This window comes from Acidimicrobiales bacterium (genome assembly GCA_035512495.1).
GTDB lineage: Bacteria > Actinomycetota > Acidimicrobiia > Acidimicrobiales > CADCSY01 > DATKDW01.
This window is the reverse complement of record DATKDW010000013.1, coordinates 1-17,060: the sequence shown is the minus strand read 5'-3', so window position 1 is coordinate 17,060 and position 17,060 is coordinate 1. Positions and strand designations below refer to the sequence as shown.

18 protein-coding genes are annotated in these 17,060 nt (G+C 73.8%); 17 read left to right on the top strand and 1 reads right to left on the bottom strand.

Going from position 1 to position 17,060, the window contains the following annotated elements; genetic code table 11:
- Window positions 1-36 precede the first annotated feature (36 nt).
- The 15 genes from VMN58_00780 (at window position 37) to VMN58_00710 (ending at window position 14,320) form a co-directional block, all read left to right on the top strand.
- Window positions 37-3,459 carry an SIS domain-containing protein gene (locus VMN58_00780; GenBank protein HUF31725.1) on the top strand — a complete coding sequence of 1,141 codons (3,423 nt, stop codon included), beginning with the start codon at window positions 37-39 and terminating at the stop codon, window positions 3,457-3,459.
- A gap of 10 nt (window positions 3,460-3,469) precedes the next feature.
- Complete coding sequence (locus VMN58_00775) at window positions 3,470-3,835, top strand: holo-ACP synthase (GenBank protein HUF31724.1); 366 nt, start codon at window positions 3,470-3,472, stop codon at window positions 3,833-3,835.
- Window positions 3,836-3,899: 64 nt separating this feature from the next.
- Window positions 3,900-5,288, top strand: a complete 1,389-nt coding sequence (locus VMN58_00770; protein ID HUF31723.1) for an NAD(P)H-hydrate dehydratase — start codon at window positions 3,900-3,902, stop codon at window positions 5,286-5,288.
- Window positions 5,289-5,300: 12 nt separating this feature from the next.
- The gene (locus tag VMN58_00765; protein ID HUF31722.1) at window positions 5,301-5,777 is read left to right on the top strand and encodes a CBS domain-containing protein; all 477 of its coding nucleotides are present in this window, start codon (window positions 5,301-5,303) and stop codon (window positions 5,775-5,777) included.
- Window positions 5,778-5,842: 65 nt separating this feature from the next.
- A complete protein-coding gene (alr, locus tag VMN58_00760) occupies window positions 5,843-6,997 on the top strand; it encodes an alanine racemase (protein HUF31721.1) in 1,155 nt (384 codons plus the stop codon).
- Window positions 6,994-7,866, top strand: a complete 873-nt coding sequence (locus tag VMN58_00755) for a P1 family peptidase (GenBank protein HUF31720.1) — start codon at window positions 6,994-6,996, stop codon at window positions 7,864-7,866. Before alr ends, VMN58_00755 begins: the two co-directional genes overlap by 4 nt.
- A gap of 33 nt (window positions 7,867-7,899) precedes the next feature.
- Entirely contained in the window at window positions 7,900-8,472 is a 573-nt protein-coding gene (locus VMN58_00750) for a uracil-DNA glycosylase (protein ID HUF31719.1), read from the top strand.
- Window positions 8,466-8,966, top strand: a complete 501-nt coding sequence (gene tsaE, locus VMN58_00745) for a tRNA (adenosine(37)-N6)-threonylcarbamoyltransferase complex ATPase subunit type 1 TsaE (protein HUF31718.1) — start codon at window positions 8,466-8,468, stop codon at window positions 8,964-8,966. The genes VMN58_00750 and tsaE overlap by 7 nt, the downstream gene beginning before the upstream one ends.
- A complete protein-coding gene (tsaB, locus tag VMN58_00740; protein ID HUF31717.1) occupies window positions 8,960-9,658 on the top strand; it encodes a tRNA (adenosine(37)-N6)-threonylcarbamoyltransferase complex dimerization subunit type 1 TsaB in 699 nt (232 codons plus the stop codon). The genes tsaE and tsaB overlap by 7 nt, the downstream gene beginning before the upstream one ends.
- Window positions 9,655-10,236: a ribosomal protein S18-alanine N-acetyltransferase gene (gene rimI / locus VMN58_00735; GenBank protein HUF31716.1), complete on the top strand. Its 582-nt coding sequence runs from the start codon at window positions 9,655-9,657 to the stop codon at window positions 10,234-10,236. Before tsaB ends, rimI begins: the two co-directional genes overlap by 4 nt.
- On the top strand, window positions 10,233-11,258 hold the full coding sequence (gene tsaD / locus VMN58_00730) for a tRNA (adenosine(37)-N6)-threonylcarbamoyltransferase complex transferase subunit TsaD (GenBank protein ID HUF31715.1): 1,026 nt from the start codon (window positions 10,233-10,235) through the stop codon (window positions 11,256-11,258). Before rimI ends, tsaD begins: the two co-directional genes overlap by 4 nt.
- Window positions 11,259-11,390: 132 nt before the next feature.
- Window positions 11,391-11,684, top strand: coding sequence for a co-chaperone GroES (groES, locus tag VMN58_00725; GenBank protein ID HUF31714.1), 294 nt, complete (start codon window positions 11,391-11,393; stop codon window positions 11,682-11,684).
- A gap of 9 nt (window positions 11,685-11,693) precedes the next feature.
- Complete coding sequence (groL, locus tag VMN58_00720) at window positions 11,694-13,343, top strand: chaperonin GroEL (protein ID HUF31713.1); 1,650 nt, start codon at window positions 11,694-11,696, stop codon at window positions 13,341-13,343.
- Between the two features lie 84 nt (window positions 13,344-13,427).
- Window positions 13,428-13,610, top strand: coding sequence for a hypothetical protein (locus VMN58_00715; GenBank protein ID HUF31712.1), 183 nt, complete (start codon window positions 13,428-13,430; stop codon window positions 13,608-13,610).
- On the top strand, window positions 13,607-14,320 hold the full coding sequence (locus VMN58_00710; protein HUF31711.1) for a CoA pyrophosphatase: 714 nt from the start codon (window positions 13,607-13,609) through the stop codon (window positions 14,318-14,320). The genes VMN58_00715 and VMN58_00710 overlap by 4 nt, the downstream gene beginning before the upstream one ends.
- Before the next feature lie 11 nt (window positions 14,321-14,331).
- Here the strand turns inward: VMN58_00710 and VMN58_00705 are convergent, their stop codons facing one another.
- Window positions 14,332-14,544 (bottom strand): cation transporter, encoded by a 213-nt coding sequence (locus tag VMN58_00705; GenBank protein ID HUF31710.1) that lies wholly within the window; start codon window positions 14,542-14,544, stop codon window positions 14,332-14,334.
- Between the two features lie 37 nt (window positions 14,545-14,581).
- Between VMN58_00705 and VMN58_00700 the strand changes: the two genes are divergently transcribed.
- Both VMN58_00700 and VMN58_00695 read left to right on the top strand, forming a co-directional pair.
- Entirely contained in the window at window positions 14,582-14,863 is a 282-nt protein-coding gene (locus tag VMN58_00700; protein ID HUF31709.1) for a metal-sensitive transcriptional regulator, read from the top strand.
- Window positions 14,860-17,060, top strand: a 2,201-nt coding sequence (locus tag VMN58_00695) for a heavy metal translocating P-type ATPase (GenBank protein HUF31708.1), incomplete at its 3' end; no start/stop codon positions are given. The genes VMN58_00700 and VMN58_00695, both read left to right, overlap by 4 nt.

Here is a 17,060-nt window from a genome sequence, read left to right as displayed (position 1 = left end):
CGAGAGTGGAGCTGGCGAATGTGCGGAATCGTTGCGGTGATCCGGCGCCCCAGCCGCCGCCAGCCCCCGGGCCTGCCGTCGCTCTGCGAGACCCTGGGCACCGCCCTCGAGCACCTCGAATCCGCCCTCACCGCCGACGACCCCGGCACCACCCTGGCTGCCGCCGCCGACGAGCTCGAGGCGGTCGACTGCAGCATGCGGGGCGCGGCGGGCGTGGTGGCGCTGCTCGGTGACGCCAGTGGGGCCGAGCGGATCGCCGAGCTGGCGGCCCAGGTCGACCGGGCGGTCGCCGAGCTCGACGTCACCCTCGACGCCGGTGACCACGCCATCGAGGGCCAGCGCCTCGAGCACGTCAACGCCGGCCTGCTGCGCGCCAAGGACGCGGCGTGGGCGCTTCGCCACGACCGGCTCCGCACCGCCGCGGCGGTGGCCGACCTCGCCGGCCCCGGTGCCGGGCCGGCGGCGATCGAGGGGTACACCTCGATGCAGCTCGCCCTCTCGGCGATCGACCGCCTCGAGGTGCGCGGGCGCGACTCTGCCGGGATCCACGTCCTCGTCGACGGCCACGGCCTCGACCTCGAGGACGGCGAGGTCAAGGCGCGCCTCACCGAGCGCGACGATCCGCTCTTCCGCTCAACAGCGGTGCGCACGCCGCTCGGCCACCTGAGCATCGTGTACAAGGCGGCTGCCGAGATCGGTGAGCTCGGCGACAACACCGCCGCCCTCCGAGCCCAGATCCGCGATGACGAGCTCCTCCGCCGGGCCCTCGCCGGCGACGACGCCCGACTGACCCTCCTCGGCCACACCCGGTGGGCCAGCGTCGGGATCATCTCCGAGGCCAACGCCCACCCGCTGAACTCCGAGGAGGAGGGCGGAGCCGGCGCCGGTGCCGCCAGCTACGTCACCGCCGCGCTCAACGGTGACGTCGACAACCACGTCGAGCTGCGCCAGCGCGAGGGCCTGGCGATCTCCGAGGAGGTCACCACCGATGCCAAAGTGATCCCCGCCCTCGTGGCCCGGGCCCGCCAGGGCGGCGACGGCATCGACGAGGCGGTGCGCCACACCGTCGCCTCGTTCGACGGGTCGGTCGCCATCGGCGTCAGTGCCGCCGAGGCGCCGGGCACCCTCCACCTGGCCCTGCGGGGCAGCGGCCAGGCCCTCTACGTCGGCCTGGCCGAGGACGCCTACGTGGTGGCGAGCGAGCCGTACGGCCTGGTGGAGGAGACCTCGCGGTACGTCCGCATGGACGGCGAGACGCCGAGCGGAGTCGACGGGAGCCGCGGTCAGATCCTCGTGCTCGACGGCAGCCTCGCCGGCGACCTCGACGGCATCCGACGCCTCGCCTACGACGGCACGACGCTGCCGCTCGCCGACGACGACGTCCACACCGCCGGCATCACCACCCGCGACATCGACCGCGGCGGCGCCCCGCACTTCCTGCTGAAGGAGATCGGCGAGGCACCGAGGTCGATCCGCAAGACCCTGCGGGGCCGCATCACCGACGACTCGGGCACGGCCACCCTCGCTCTCGGCGACGACGTCCTCCCCACGCAGATCAGGGACCGCCTGGCGGCCGGTGGCATCCGCCGGATCGTCGTCACCGGGCAGGGGACCGCTGCGGTGGCCGGCCAGGGCATGGCCGCCGTCCTGGCCGGGATGCTCGACGGTGCCGACCTGCGGGTCGTGGCCATGCCTGCCACCGAGCTCTCGGGCTTCGCCCTGCGCGACGACATGGCCGACACGCTCGTGGTCGCGATCAGCCAGTCGGGGACCACCACCGACACCAACCGGACCGTCGACCTCGTGCGCGCCCGCGGCGCGGCCGTGCTGGCCATCGTCAACCGGCGCAACAGCGACCTGGTGGAGCGGGCCGACGGCGTCCTCTACACCTCCGACGGCCGCGACGTGGAGATGGCCGTCCCGTCGACCAAGGCGTTCTATGCCCAGATCGCGGCCGGCGTGCTCCTCGCCGTCGGCATCGCCGGCGCGGCCGGCCTCGGCGACCGACGCCGGGACGCCAGCCTCCTCGACGCCCTGCGCGGCCTGCCCGACGCCATGGAGGCCACGCTGGCGCTGCGGCCGGAGATCGCCGAGGCGGCCCAGCGCTACACGCCGTCGCGCCGCTACTGGGCCATCGTGGGCAACGGCCTCGACCGCATCGCCGCCGAGGAGGTGAGGATCAAGCTCAGCGAGCTCTGCTACAAGTCGATCTCCTGCGATGCCACCGAGGACAAGAAGCACATCGACCTCTCGGCCGAGCCGTTCATCCTGGTGTGCGCCGCCGGCCTCCGGGGGGCCAACGCCGACGACGTGGCCAAGGAGGTGGCGATCTACCGGGCCCACAAGGCGGCGCCGGTCGTGATCGCCACCGAGGGCGAAGGTGTGTTCTCCGCCGCCCTGCAGGTCATCGAGGTCCCGTCGGTGCACCCGGCGCTGTCGTTCGTGCTGTCGGCGATGGTGGGCCACCTCTTCGGCTACGAGGCGGCCCTGGCCATCGACGCCCAGGCCCTGCCGCTGCGAGAGGCACGGGCGGCGGTGGAGGAGGCGCTCGCCGGCGGCGGGCTGGGCGACCACCCCCTCGAGCGACTCGCCCCCTCCCTGGTCGATCCGGCCGGGCGGTTCTTCGCCGGGCTGCGCGAGGGCGCCTATGACGGTCACCTCGAAGCCAGCACCGCGGTGCGCGTGACCTCCTTGCTGCGCGTCGCGACCGGCCTGGTGCCCCTCGACGCCTACGAGCTCGAGCACGGTCTCGTCAGCTCGCCCGCCGTGCTGGTCGAGGAGCTGGTGGCCGGCCTCACCCGCGGCGTCGAGGAGCTGACCCGGCCCATCGACGCCATCAAGCACCAGGCCAAGACGGTCACCGTGGGCATCTCGCGTGCCGAGGACACCTTCCTCGACGTCCCCCTCGTGCGCGAGCTGCTCGGCGTCGGCGTCCCCCGCGACCGGGTGGGCTACCGCTCGGTGCGCACGCTGGCGGCGGTCGACCCGGCGGTGGCCGAGGTCACCGGGTACACCCGCTACCGGGTCGCCGGCGACGTGGCCCAGCGCCGAGCCACGATCAGCGTGATCGACAAGGGTGGCAGCGCGGCGTCCCTCGCCTCGCGGGCCGACGTCGAGGACCAGCTCCGCGGTACCAAGCACCGGGTGGCGAGCGAGCGCCAGGTCACCGTTGCCCGCGGGGCCCGCGACGGCCGCACGATCGTCATGGCACCGGAGGTGAAGGACAACGAGGTCACCGGGATCACGCTGCTGCACGTCCGCTTCCACGACCGCCTCGAGCCCGACGTCGCCCGCCAGGTGCTCACCGGCTACCGGGGCCGCTACTCGGCGCTGGTCGACGCCGTCACCGAGACCGAGCCGACCTTCGACGACTCGCTGCTGGGCGAGATCGACATCATCGACCTGCTGGTGGAGCCGGTCCACGTCCTGGCCGGCCGCTGGCGTCGCAACAGGACCTGAGGAGGCCATCGTGAAGGGGATCGGCACCGACCTGGTCGACGTCGAGCGCTTCCGCCTCGCCCTCGACCGCACCCCCACCCTGGCGGACCGGCTCTTCAGCGACGAGGAGCGGGCCTACGCGGCGACCGCCCCCGACCCCGCCGAGCGACTGGCAGCGCGCTTCGCCGCCAAGGAGGCGGTCATGAAGGCGCTCGGGGTGGGCCTCGGCGCCTTCGCCCTGCGAGACGTGGAGGTGGTGCGGGCCGAGAGCGGGCAGCCCGGCGTGCGCCTGTCGGGCCCGGCCGCCGCCCTCGCCGAGGAGCGCGGGGTGAGCGCCTGGCTGGTGACCCTCTCGCACACCACCGCCGTCGCCACCGCCACCGTGGTCGCCCTGTGATCCCCGGGTGCGTCTGGGCGGTGCCCCTGGTCGCTCCGGCGACCACAACCACCGCACAGACACGATGATCCCGATCCTCACGCCCGCCGAGATGGGCTCCGTGGACGCTGCTGCGCCGGAACCGCTCGAGGTGCTGGTCGGCCGGGCGGGGGCGGCGGTGGCGCGGGCGGCGCTCGACCTCCTGGGCGGTGCGTACGGACGGCGGGTGGTGGTCATCGCCGGGCCGGGCAACAACGGGGCCGACGGACGGGTGGCGGCCGACGGGCTCAGTCGGCGGGGGGTGCGGGTGGAGGTGCTGGAGGCCGGCGACCTCCCCGCGGTGCTGCCCGCCTGCGACCTCGTGGTCGACGCCGCCTACGGCACCGGCTTCCGGGGGGCCTGGCGGGCTCCCGATGCCGACGGCGCACCGGTCCTGGCCGTCGACATCCCGAGCGGGGTCGACGGCCTCACGGGGGTGGTGGGGGAGGGCACCGAACCCCTGCAGGCGTGGCGGACTGTGACCTTCGCCGCCCTGAAGCCGGGTCTGCTGCTCGACCGGGGGGCCGAGCTGGCCGGAGAGGTGACGGTGGCCGACATCGGCCTCGACGTCTCGGGGGCCACCGCCCACCTGGTGACCGACGCCGACGTGGCGGCCTGGCTGCCCGAGCGGCCGCCGTCGTCGCACAAGTGGCGCAGCGCGGTGTGGGTGGTGGCCGGCAGTCCCGGCATGGCGGGCGCCGCCGCCCTGGCCGCCGGCGGCGCCCAGCGGACCGGGGCCGGCTACGTGCGGGTGTCGTCGCCGGGCGGCCTGCCGGGGGAGGGGATCCCCACCGAGGCGGTGGGCACGGAGCTCCCGGCCGAGGGGTGGGCCGCCGAGGCGCTGGCCGACCAGGACCGCTTCGGCGCCCTCGTGGCCGGGCCCGGGCTCGGCACGGCCGACGCCACGGCAACCGAGGTGCGCCGCCTGCTGGCGGGCTCGACGGTGCCGGTCGTCGCCGACGGCGACGCCCTCACCGCCCTCGGGACCGACGTCGCCCGCTACGTCACCGCCCGGACCGTGCTCACCCCCCACGACGGGGAGCTGGTCCGCCTCACCGGCGCCGCCCCCTCGGCCGACAGGCTGGGCGAGGCGCGCTCCCTGGCGGCAGCGGCTGGGTGCACGGTCCTGTTGAAGGGTTCCACCACCGTCGTCGCCGCCCCCGACGGTCGGGTGCTGGTGACGACGACGGGCGACGCCCGCCTGGCCACCGCCGGCACCGGCGACGTGCTCGCGGGCGCCATCGCCGCCCTGCTCGCGTCCGGCCTGGACCCGTTGCGGGCGGCTGCCGCCGCGGCCCACCTGCACGGTCGAGCCGGGACCCTAGGCTGGCGCCGCGGGTTGGTCGCCGGCGACCTGGTCGACCTCCTCCCCGCCGCCATCGACCGCCTCGACCGCCTCGACCCACCGGCACCCGCCGGCGGGTCCCCCCGCTGACACGGAGACCACATGCCGAGTGCCACCCTCGTCCGAGAGGTGATGACCACCGACGTCGTTTCGTTCCGGCCCGACGAGGGCATCCAGGACGCCACCGAGCGACTCATGGCCAGTGGGGTCGACGGCGGCCCGGTGGTCGACGAGTCGGGGGCGGTGGTGGGCATGCTCAGCACCGGCGACCTGCTCGTCCAGGAGACCAAGCTCCACTACCCCACGGTGATCTCCCTCTTCGGCGCCTACCTCGAGCTGCCGTCCTCGCACCGCCAGTTCGAGGAGGACCTGCGCCGGGCCGTCGCTGCCACCGTGGCCGAGGTCATGAACGACGAGCCCGTCACCTGCGCGCCCGACGACGACCTGGCCCAGGCCGCCACCCTCATGCACGACCACGACGTCAGCCGGCTGCCGGTGACCACCGAGGGGCGCCTGGTCGGCATCATCGCCAGGGGCGACATCCTGCGGGCGATGTCGGGCCGGCGCACCACCGGGTGACCGAGCGCGAACCGGCCCAACCCGGTTCTGGCACCAGGATCGCGCCGGCCGTCGGCGCGTTTCTGGTGCCAGAACGCTCTGGTCGGCCGGCATGGGCCGAGGTCGACCTCGATGCCGTGCGCCACAACGTGGCTGCCTTGGTCGACGTGGCCGACGGCGCCGCCCTCTGCGCGGTGGTCAAGGCCGACGGCTACGGCCACGGCGCGGTGCCCGTGGCCCGGGCCGCCCTCGAGGCCGGCGCCTCCTGGCTCGGGGTGGCGCTGGCGTCGGAGGGCGCCGTGCTGCGGGACACCGGCATCGACGCCCCCATCCTCGTGCTGTCCGAGCCCTCGGCCCCCGAGTGGGCCGACCTGGTCGCCCTCGGGCTGCGGGCCACGGTGCACACCGAGGCGGGGATCGAGGCGGCGTCCGCCGCCGTCACGGCGGCCGGCCGGTCCGAGCCATTGCCCGTCCACCTCAAGGTCGACACCGGGATGCACCGCATCGGCGTGGCGCCCGGCGCCGCCCTCGACCGGGCCCGGTCCCTCCTTGCCCGTGACACCTTGGCGCTGGAGGGCGTGTGGACCCACTGCGCGGTGGCCGACGAGCCGGGCCACCCGGCGACCGACCGCCAGCTGCTGCGCTTCGAGGCGGTCCTGGCCGACCTGCGGGCCGCCGGGATCGACCCGCCCCTGGTCCACGCGGCCAACTCAGCCGCCACCATCGACCATCCCGCCCTCCGGTACGACCTGGTCCGTTGCGGCATCGCCGTCTACGGCCTGGCGCCCAGCCCCGCGCTCGCCGACCGGCTCCCCCTGCGGCCCGCCCTCTCGCTGCGGGCCGAGGTCTCCCACGTGCAGGTGGTGCCGGCCGGCGACGCCGTGTCGTACGGACTGCGGCGCGCCGTCGTCGTCGACACGGTGGTCGCCACGCTGCCCCTCGGCTACGCCGACGGCGTGCCCCGCCGGCTCGGCGACGTCGGGGGCGAGGTCCTCGTCGGCGGCCGCCGGTGCCCCCTGGCCGGCACGGTGACCATGGACCAGCTCATGGTCGACTGCGGCCCGGTCGACGACCCCCTCGCCCCGGCGGTGGCCGCCGGCGACGAGGCGGTGCTCCTGGGTGCCCAGGGCGAAGAGCAGATCGACGCCTGGGAGTGGGCCGAGCGCCTCGACACCATCGCCTACGAGGTGACCTGCGGCATCTCGGCCCGCGTCCCCCGCCGACACCGGGGCCAGCGGTGAGCGGCACCGTCGACCTCGGGGTACCGGGGGTGGCGGTCGGCCACTGGACCGACGCCGAGGCCCGCACCGGTTGCACCGTGGTCCTCCTCCCCGAGGGGACCGTGGGCTCGGCCGAGGTCCGGGGCGGCGCCCCCGCCAGCCGGGAGCTCGACGCCCTGGCGCCCGGCCGCCTGGTGACCCGCCTCGACGCCGTCCTCCTCACTGGCGGCTCGGCGTTCGGGCTGGGTGCCGCCGACGGGGTGATGGCCTGGTGCGAGCGGGCGGGCCGGGGCTTCCCGACCGGCGCCGGCCCGGTGCCGATCGTGGCCGGCCTGGCGATCTTCGACCTCCTGGTGGGCGACGGCTCGGTGCGACCGGGTCCGGCCGAGGGCGAGCGAGCCTGCGTGGCTGCTGGCGGAGGGCCGACCGCCACCGGGGCGGTGGGCGCCGGCACCGGGGCCACGACAAGCAAGTGGCGGGGCCCCGAGCACCGTCGCCCGGGCGGGCTCGGCGTGGCCTCCATCGCCGACGGCGAGCTGGTGGTGGCCGCCCTGGCGGTGGTGAACGCCTTCGGCGACGTCGTCCCGTCAGGAGGCGAGCCCACCATCGGAAGCGTCCCCGGCCCGCGGGGCGACTCGGGCGGATGGGCGTTCCAGAACACGACCGTCGGCGTGGTCGTCACCAACGCCCGTCTCGACAAGGCCGGCTGCCACGCCGTGGCCCAGGGCGGCCACGACGGGATGGCCCGCGCCGTCCACCCACCGCACACCTCGGCCGACGGCGACGCCGTGGTGGCGGCCGCCACCGGCGAGGTCGAGGCGGGCGTCGACGCGGTGCGCGCCCTGGCCGTGGTCGCCTTCGCCGCCGCCGTCCGCCAGGCCGTTCTGTAGAGCCGTGGTGGGCGAGGCCGTAGCATCAGACCCGTGCCGGTCGCCCTCGACACCGTCGCCGCCGACGCGAGCGGCTGCACCCGCTGCCCTCTGGCGGCGGAGCGCACCCAGGTCGTCTTCGGGTCCGGCGACCCGGCGGCCGACGTGATGATCGTGGGGGAGGCGCCGGGAGCCGAGGAGGACGCGCGCGGCCTCCCGTTCGTCGGTCGCTCCGGCAAGCTCCTCGAGCGGCTGCTGGCGGAGGAGATGGGCCTGGCGCGCGACGACGTCTACATCTCCAACACCGTGAAGTGCCGTCCGCCCGGCAACCGCGACCCCAAGCCGGCCGAGGTGGCTGCCTGCGCCGGCTGGCTCGACACCCAGCTCGACCTCATCGAGCCCCGCGTGGTGGTCACGCTCGGCAACTTCGCCACCCGGGCGCTGCTCGGCACCACCGAGGGGATCACCAAGCTCCGCGGGAGGAGCTACCCGTGGCGGGGGTCGACCCTGGTGCCGACGTTCCACCCGGCCGCCGTGCTGCGGGGCGGCGCCGACCCCATGGCCAAGGTCCGCGCCGACCTGGTGCGGGCCAAGCTCGCCGTGGCGGCCACCCCGGAGGCGTGGTGATCGCCGCCGCCACGAGCAGCGTCGAGGCCACCCGCGACCTCGCCGCCGCCGTCGCCGGCCTGGTGCACGCCGCCGACGTGATCCTCCTCACCGGCGACCTCGGCGCGGGCAAGACCGCCTTCGCCCAGGGCTTCGCCCGGGCCCTCGGTGTCGACGAGCAGGTCACCAGCCCCACCTTCACCCTGGCCCGCAGCTACGAGGGGCGGCTGCGCCTGCACCACCTCGACGTCTACCGACTCGACCACCTCCAGGAGGCAGTCGACCTCGGCCTGCCCGAGATCGTCGACGACGGCGGCGTCACCTTGATCGAGTGGGGGGACGTGGTCATCCCCGCGCTGCCGGCCGACTACCTCGAGGTCCGCATCGCCTACGGCGACGGCGACGACGACCGCACCCTCGAGCTCGTGACGGTCGGTTCCCGGTGGACCGCCCGCACCCGGGCGCTGACCGAGTCGCTCGTCCCCTGGGTGCCGGGAGGTGGAGGCGGGTGCTGATCCTCGGTGTCGAGACGGCAACGCCGCAGATCGGGTGCGCGATCGGGGGCCACGAGGGGGTGCTGGCGTCGTTCCACTGCGCCAAGGGCCGGCGCCACGCCGAGACCCTGACCCCGGGCATCGAGTTCATCTGCGCCCAGGCCCGCATCGAGCTCGGCGAGATCGGCGCGGTGGCCGCCGATGTCGGCCCGGGGCTCTTCACCGGGCTGCGGGTCGGCGTGGCGACGGCCAAGGCGCTCGCCTCGGCGCTGCGGGTCCCCGTCATCGGGGTGACGAGCCTCGACCTGCTGGCCTTCCCCGTCCGCTTCTCGAACCGCCTCATCGCCTCGGTCATCGACGCCCGCCGGGGTGAGGTCTTCTACGGCTTCTACCGCCAGGTCCCCGGTGGCGTACAGCGGCTGACGCCGCACCGGGTCGGCTCGATCGAGGAGGTCACCTCGGAGATCGTCGCCCGGGGCGAGGACTGCCTCGCCGTCGGCGACGGCGCCCTGCGCTACGCGTCGGCGCTGCGCAGCGTGGTCAACGTGGAGCTCGGCGAGCTTGGCCTGGCCTTCCCGAACGCCGGCTCCCTGGTGCAGCTGGCCCACGCCCAGGCCCTGCGGGAGCAGTTCGTCAACCCGTGGGACCTCGAGCCGATCTACCTGCGGAAGGCCGATGCCGAGATCAACTGGTCGACCCGGGAGCGGCCGTGAACCGCCGGGCCGGCGCCGACAGCGCCGTGTTCGACGGCCCGGGACGCCCCGGTCTCGAGGTCCGCGTGGCCCCGTTGCGTCGTCGCTTCCTCCGCGGCGTGATGCGCATCGAGACGCAGGTGTACGCCCGGCCCTGGTCGCTCGGGCTGTTCATGTCCGAGCTCTCACTGCGTGACAGCCGCGTGTATCGGGTGGCCCGCGTCAACGGGGCGGTCGTCGGCTACGCCGGGCTCATGCTCACCGGTTCCGACGGCCACATCACCACCGTCGCCGTCGACCCCGAGTGGCGCCGGCGCGGGATCGCCACCCGGCTGATGCTCGCCATCTCCCGCGCCGGTGTCGCCGCCGGCTGCTCGAGCCTCACACTCGAGGTCCGGGTGGCCAACGACGAGGCCCAGGAGCTCTACCGCCGGTTCGGCTTCGCCCCGGCCGGCGTCCGCAAGAACTACTACGCCGAGACCAATGAGGACGCGCTGATCATGTGGGCCCACGACGTCGACCTGCCCGCCTACGTCGAGCGGCTCGCCGGCATCGAGGCGGCGATCCCGGGCACCACGGTCGAGGAGGGGGAGGCGTGACGGTCGATCTCAGCCCCGACGCCCTGGTGCTCGGCATCGAGACCAGCTGCGACGAGACGGCGGCAGCGGTGGTGCGGGGCGGCCGCGACGTGCTCTCGTCGGTCGTGTCCAGCCAGATCGACCTGCACGCCCGCTTCGGCGGCGTGGTGCCCGAGATCGCCAGTCGGGCGCATGTGGAGCTGCTGACCCCTGTGCTGGCGGAGGCGCTGGTGGAGGCCGGCCTCGACGACGGCAACGTCGACGCCGTGGCGTGCACCGTGGGGCCGGGCCTGGTGGGGTCGCTCCTGGTTGGGGTGGCCGCAGCCAAGGCGCTGGCCCTGGTGTGGGACGTGCCGTTCGTGGGGGTCAACCACCTAGAGGCCCACTTCTACGCCTCGTTCCTCGAGGAGCCCGCGCTCGAGCCGCCGCTGCTGGTGCTGCTGGTGTCGGGCGGCCACACCCTCTTCGTGGAGTTCCAGGGCCACGGGGCCTATCGCGTCCTCGGATCGACCATCGACGACGCCGCCGGCGAGGCGTTCGACAAGGTCGCCCGCTACCTCGGCCTCGGCTACCCGGGCGGGCCCGCCATCGACCGAGTGGCGATGGACGGTGACCCCGAGGCCATCGCCTTCCCGCGCCCCATGCTCGACCGCGGCTTCGATGTCTCGTTCTCGGGGCTGAAGACGGCGGTGGTGAACCACGTGCGCAAGCACCCCGAGGTGTCGACCCCCGACGTGGCCGCCAGCTTCCAGGCCGCCGTGGTCGACGTGCTGGTCCACAAGGCCCGCCTGGCGGCGCGCCAGGTGGGCGCCAAGGGGCTGAGCCTGGCCGGCGGGGTGGCGGCCAACTCCGCGCTGCGCGAGCGCATCCTCGACGTCTGCGAGGAGGACGGCCTGCAGGCCTTCCTGCCCAGCCGGGAGATGTGCACCGACAACGCCGCCATGGTCGCGGCGGCCGGCTGGTACCGGCTCCGCTCCGACGGGCCCACCGGTCTCGACGCCGGCGCCAACCCCAACCTCCGCCTCACCACCACCCTCGATTGACAGGACCCGTGAGCCGGCTTGCGAATCGGGTCGCCGGGCCGTACCGTTAGCACTCGCCACCTTCGAGTGCTAACGCCCTCGTGGTGGACCCGACCGCAGAGAACCAAGCACACGCCATGGAGGCGCCACAACATGAAGCTCCAGCCCCTCGAGGACCGCATCGTCGTGCGTGCCAACGAGTCGGAGGCCACCACCGCCTCCGGCCTGGTCATCCCCGACACCGCCAAGGAGAAGCCGCAGCAGGGCGAGGTCCTCGCTGCCGGCCCCGGCCGCCACTCGGAGCAGACGGGCGAGATCATCCCCCTCGGCGTCAGCGTCGGCGACACCGTCGTCTACTCCAAGTACGGCGGCACCGAGATCACCGTCGACGGTGAGGACCTCCTGATCCTCACCAGCCGCGACGTCCTCGCCATCGTCACCAAGTAGGAGCTCCACATGTCCAAGATCCTGAAGTTCGACGAGGACGCACGCCGCAGCCTCGAGGCCGGCGTCGACAAGCTCGCCAACGCCGTCAAGGTCACGCTCGGCCCCCGCGGTCGCAACGTCGTCCTCGAGAAGAAGTTCGGCGCCCCCACCATCACCAACGACGGCGTGTCCATCGCTCGCGAGATCGAGCTCGAAGACCCCTTCGAGAACATGGGCGCCCAGCTGGTGAAGGAGGTGGCCACCAAGACCAACGACATCGCTGGTGACGGCACCACCACCGCCACCGTGCTGGCCCAGGCCCTGGTGCACGAGGGCCTCCGCAACGTCGCCGCAGGCGCCAGCCCCATGGGGCTCAAGAAGGGCATCGACAAGGCCGTCGAGGCCGCCGTCAAGTCCATCGCCAAGCAGGCCCGCGACATCGAGGACCCGACCGAGATCGCCCAGGTCGCCACCATCTCGGCCAACAACGACGCCACCATCGGCAAGGTGCTCGCCGACGCCATCGACAAGGTCGGCAAGGACGGCGTCGTCACCGTCGAGGAGTCGCAGACCTTCGGCATGGAGCTCGACTTCACCGAGGGCATGCAGTTCGACAAGGGCTACCTCTCGCCCTACTTCGTGACCGACCCCGAGCGCCAGGAGGCGGTCCTCGACCAGCCGTACATCCTGCTGGTGAACGGCAAGATCTCGTCGGTGCACGACCTCGTGCCCGTCCTCGAGAAGGTCATGCAGTCCGGCAAGCAGATGCTGATCGTCGCCGAGGACGTCGAGGGCGAGGCCCTCGCCACCCTCGTGGTCAACAAGATCCGCGGCACCTTCGCCTCGGTGGCCGTCAAGGCCCCCGGCTTCGGCGAGCGTCGCAAGGCGATGCTCCAGGACATGGCCATCCTCACCGGTGGCCAGGTCATCGCCGAGGAGGTCGGCCTCAAGCTCGACAACACCACGCTCGACCTGCTCGGCACCGCCCGCAAGGTGGTCATCACCAAGGACGACACCACGATCGTCGACGGTGGCGGCACCGAGGACGAGGTCAAGGGCCGCATCGCCCAGATCCGGGCCGAGATCGAGAACACCGACTCGGACTGGGACCGCGAGAAGCTCCAGGAGCGCCTGGCCAAGCTCGCCGGTGGCGTCGCCATCGTGCGCGTGGGTGCCGCAACCGAGGTGGAGCTCAAGGAGAAGAAGCACCGCATCGAGGACGCCCTCTCCGCCACCCGGGCCGCCATCGAGGAGGGCATCGTCCCCGGTGGGGGCACCGCCCTCATCCGGGCCCGCGCTGCCGTCTCGAAGCTCAAGCTCGAGGGCGACGAGGCCACCGGCGCCAAGGCCGTGCACAAGGCCCTGGTCGCTCCGGCGTTCTGGATCGCCAACAACGCCGGCATCGAGGGCTCGATCGCCGTCCAGGAGATCGAGCGTGAGACCGGAACCATCGGTCTCAACGCCGCCACCGGCCAGTACGAGGACCTGCTCAAGGCAGGGGTCATCGACCCCGCCAAGGTCACCCGTGCGGCCCTGCAGAACGCGGCGTCGATCGCCGGACTGCTCCTCACCACCGAGGCCCTCATCACCGACAAGCCGGAAGAGGAGGGCGCTGCGCCCGCCATGCCCGGCGGCGGCGGCATGGGCGGCATGGGTGGCATGGGCGGCATGGGGTTCTAGCGGGACCCGTCACCACCCTGTACGAGTGCTGCGAGCCCGTCCCTCCGGGGCGGGCTCGCCCGCGTGTGCCGGTAGCCTCGGAGCATGGATCCTCGGCCCCTCCCCGACCCCGTCAAGCTGCTCGACCAGTGGATGGAGTGGGAGAAGGGCGACGAGACGCCGGGCCGGGTGATGGCCAACCTCAAGACCGGGGGCATGAAGGAGCTGCTGTCCTCCCTCGCCCAGGCGCAGGAGGCAGCGGCGGCCGAGGGCCCGGCCGAGGCGTGAGCGCGCAGGCGGTGACCGCCCGGGGCGGCGACCAGATCATCCCCACGCCCCCGGGCGCCCGACCGGGCCGTCCCGCCCCGTGGGCCGGGCTGTCGCCGGCCGAGCGGTCTATCGACGTCGAGCGGATCCGGGAGGCCTTCGCCACCGGCCCGCCCCCGGTGCGATCACCGGCGGAGGCGGCCGGGGCGCGTGCCTCGGCGGTGCTCGCCGCCTGCTTCGACGAGGGCGACGGGGCGTCGGTCGTGCTGACCCGCCGGGCCCGGCACCTGCGGTCGCACCGCGGCGAGGTGGCGTTCCCCGGGGGCGGCCGGGAGGGCGACGAGTCGCTGTGGGCGACGGCGCTGCGCGAGGCGTGGGAGGAGGTGTCGCTCGACCCCAGGGCCGTGGAGCCGGTGGGCGAGCTCGACCACCTGTCCACCGTCACCAGTCGGGCGTTCATCGTGCCGTTCGTGGGTGCCCTGCCGGCGCCCCCCGCCCGCCTCGAGCCCGACCCGGCCGAGGTCGACCGGGTCCTGGTCGTGCCCTTTGCCGAGCTGCTCCTCGACGGCGTCTATCGGGAGGAGCTGTGGCGGTGGGGAGACGAGCACGAGCGCCCGATCCACTTCTTCGAGCTGCACGGCGACACGGTGTGGGGCGCCACCGCGGCGATGCTCCGCAGCTTTCTGGTGCGCGCGCTGGGCCTACCCCGCGACGACCGGATGCCGATCTGAGCGTTTGGCGGTCAGCCGGGTGCGACCTCGAAGCCCTGCTCCTCGATGGTGGCCACGATGGCGTCCCTGGTCACCACCGCGGGGTCGAAGGTGACGGTGACGGAGCGGGCGTCGATGTCGACCTCGGCCGACGTCACGCCGTCGAGGGGGCCGACCGCCCCTTCGATCGAGCTCTTGCAGTGCCCGCAGTGGATCTCCGGTGCGTTGATGGTGGTGGTCTCCATGGGTGGCGATTATACCCCCTCGGGGTATGATCGTCACATGGCTGGCTACTCCGGCACCAAGGACGAGCACCTCAAGCGCCTCCGGCGCATCGAAGGGCAGGTGCGCGGCCTGCAGCGCATGATCGACGAGGACACCTACTGCATCGACGTCCTCACCCAGGTGTCGGCCGCCACCCGTGCCCTCCAGAGCGTGGCCATCGGCTTGCTCGACGAGCACCTCCAGCACTGCGTCAGCGAGGCCGTGGCCGCCGGCGGGCCGGAGGCGACCGAGAAGGTGGCCGAGGCCAGCCGGGCGATCGAGCGGCTGGTGCGGTCGTGACCGTCCCGACCGAGGAGCGCACCCTCGACCTCCCCGTGGAGGGGATGACGTGCGGGTCGTGCGCGGCCCGGGTGCAGCGGGTACTCGGCCGCCAGCCCGGGGTTGTGGAGGCGGCGGTCAACTACGGGACGGGCAAGGCCCACATCGCCACCGACGGCACCGTCGACGTGGCTGCCCTCCAGGCGGCGGTGGACAAGATCGGCTATCGCCTGGAGGTCCCGGCCACCGAGGGGACGGCCGGGCGCGCCGGCGGCGACGCCGCGGGGCGGGCGCAGGCGGCCGACGACGCCGAGGAGGCTGCCCAGCGGATGTGGCGCTGGCGCCTCGTGGCGGTGGCCCCGGCGGCGCTGTTCATGCTCTCGACGATGGCGTACCACGACACCGCCATGCACAGCACCACGCTGCGCTGGGCCATGTTCCTGGTGGCCACACCGGTGCAGCTCTGGATCGGGCTGCCGTTCCTCGCCGAGGCCGCCCGCCGGGCCCGCCACCTCACCGCCAACATGGACACCCTCATCGCCATGGGGACGTCGTCGGCCTACGGCTACAGCACCTACCAGCTGGCCATCGACGGCCACGAGCTCTACTACGAGGCCGCCGTCCTCATCATCGCCTTCATCGTGCTCGGCCGGTACCTCGAGGCGCGGGCCAAAGGCCGGGCCGGGCGGGCCATCCGCTCGCTGCTCGAGCTCGGTGCCAAGGAGGCCCGGGTGATCCGTGACGGGACCGAGGTCATGGTGCCCGTCGACCAGGTCGTGGTCGGCGATGTGGTGCGCGTGCGCCCGGGGGAGAAGGTCCCGGTGGACGCCACGGTGGTCGAGGGGGCGTCGGCGGTCGACGAGTCGATGCTGACCGGCGAGTCGCTGCCGGTGGAGAAGGCGGCGGGCGACCGGGTCACCGGTGCCACCGTCAACACCTCGGGCGTCCTCACCGTCTCCGCCACCGCGGTGGGCGCCGAGACCGCCCTGGCCCAGATCGTGCGGATGGTCGAGGAGGCCCAGACCGGCAAGTCGGGCGCCCAGCGCCTGGCCGACCGGGTCTCGTCGGTCTTCGTCCCGGCGGTGATGGTCATCGCCCTGGTCACGTTCCTCGGTTGGGGCGTGGTTGGCGGCGACGTGACCGCCGGGGTCCTCGCCGCCGTCGCCGTCCTGATCATCGCCTGCCCGTGCGCCCTCGGCCTCGCCACCCCCATGGCGATCATGGTCGGCACCGGCAGGGGGGCCCAGCTCGGGATCCTCATCAAGTCGGTCGAGGTCCTCGAGCGCACCCGCGGGATCGACACCGTGCTGCTCGACAAGACCGGCACCCTCACTCGCGGCGAGATGTCCCTGACCGACGTGGTCCCCGCCCCGGGCGTCGACGGCGACGACCTGTTGCGCCGGGTCGGCGCGGTCGAGGCCGACAGCGAGCACCCCATCGGCCAGGCCGTGGTGGCCGGGGCCCGGGCCGCCGGCCACGACCTGCCGCCGGCCACCGGCGTGGAGGCGCTCGCCGGCCACGGCATCCGCGCCGAGGTCGAGGGGTCGACCACGTGGGTGGGCCGACGCAGCCTCATGGCCGACCACGGCCTCGTGCTCCCCGGCACGCTGGACGACGTCGCGGTCGCCCTCGAGGGCCAGGGGCGCACGGCGGTCTTCGCCGGCTGGGACGGTGAGGTGCGGGGGATGGTGGCGGTGGCCGACACCCTCAAGGACGGCGCCGCCGACGCCGTGGCCCGCCTGCACGGCCTCGGCCTGACGGTTGCCATGATCACCGGCGACAACGCCCGCACCGCTGAGGCCATCGCTGCCGCTGTCGGGATCGACCGGGTGCTGGCCGAGGTGCTCCCCGAGGACAAGCAGTCGGAGGTCGCCCGCCTCCAGGCCGAGGGGACGGTGGTGGCCATGGTCGGCGACGGCGTCAACGATGCCCCCGCCCTGGTGCAGGCCGACCTCGGCATCGCCATCGGCACCGGCACCGACGTGGCCATCGAGTCGAGCGACCTCACCTTGATGCGCGGCGACCTCGAGGGCATCGCCACGGCCATCACCCTGGCCCGACGCACGCACCGCACGATCATCCAGAACCTGTTCTGGGCGTTCGGCTACAACACCGCGGCGATCCCCCTCGCCGCCCTGGGCTTCCTGAGCCCGGTCCTCGCCGGCGCCGCCATGGCGTTCTCGTCGGTCAGCGTGGTGGCCAACAGCCTCCGCCTCCG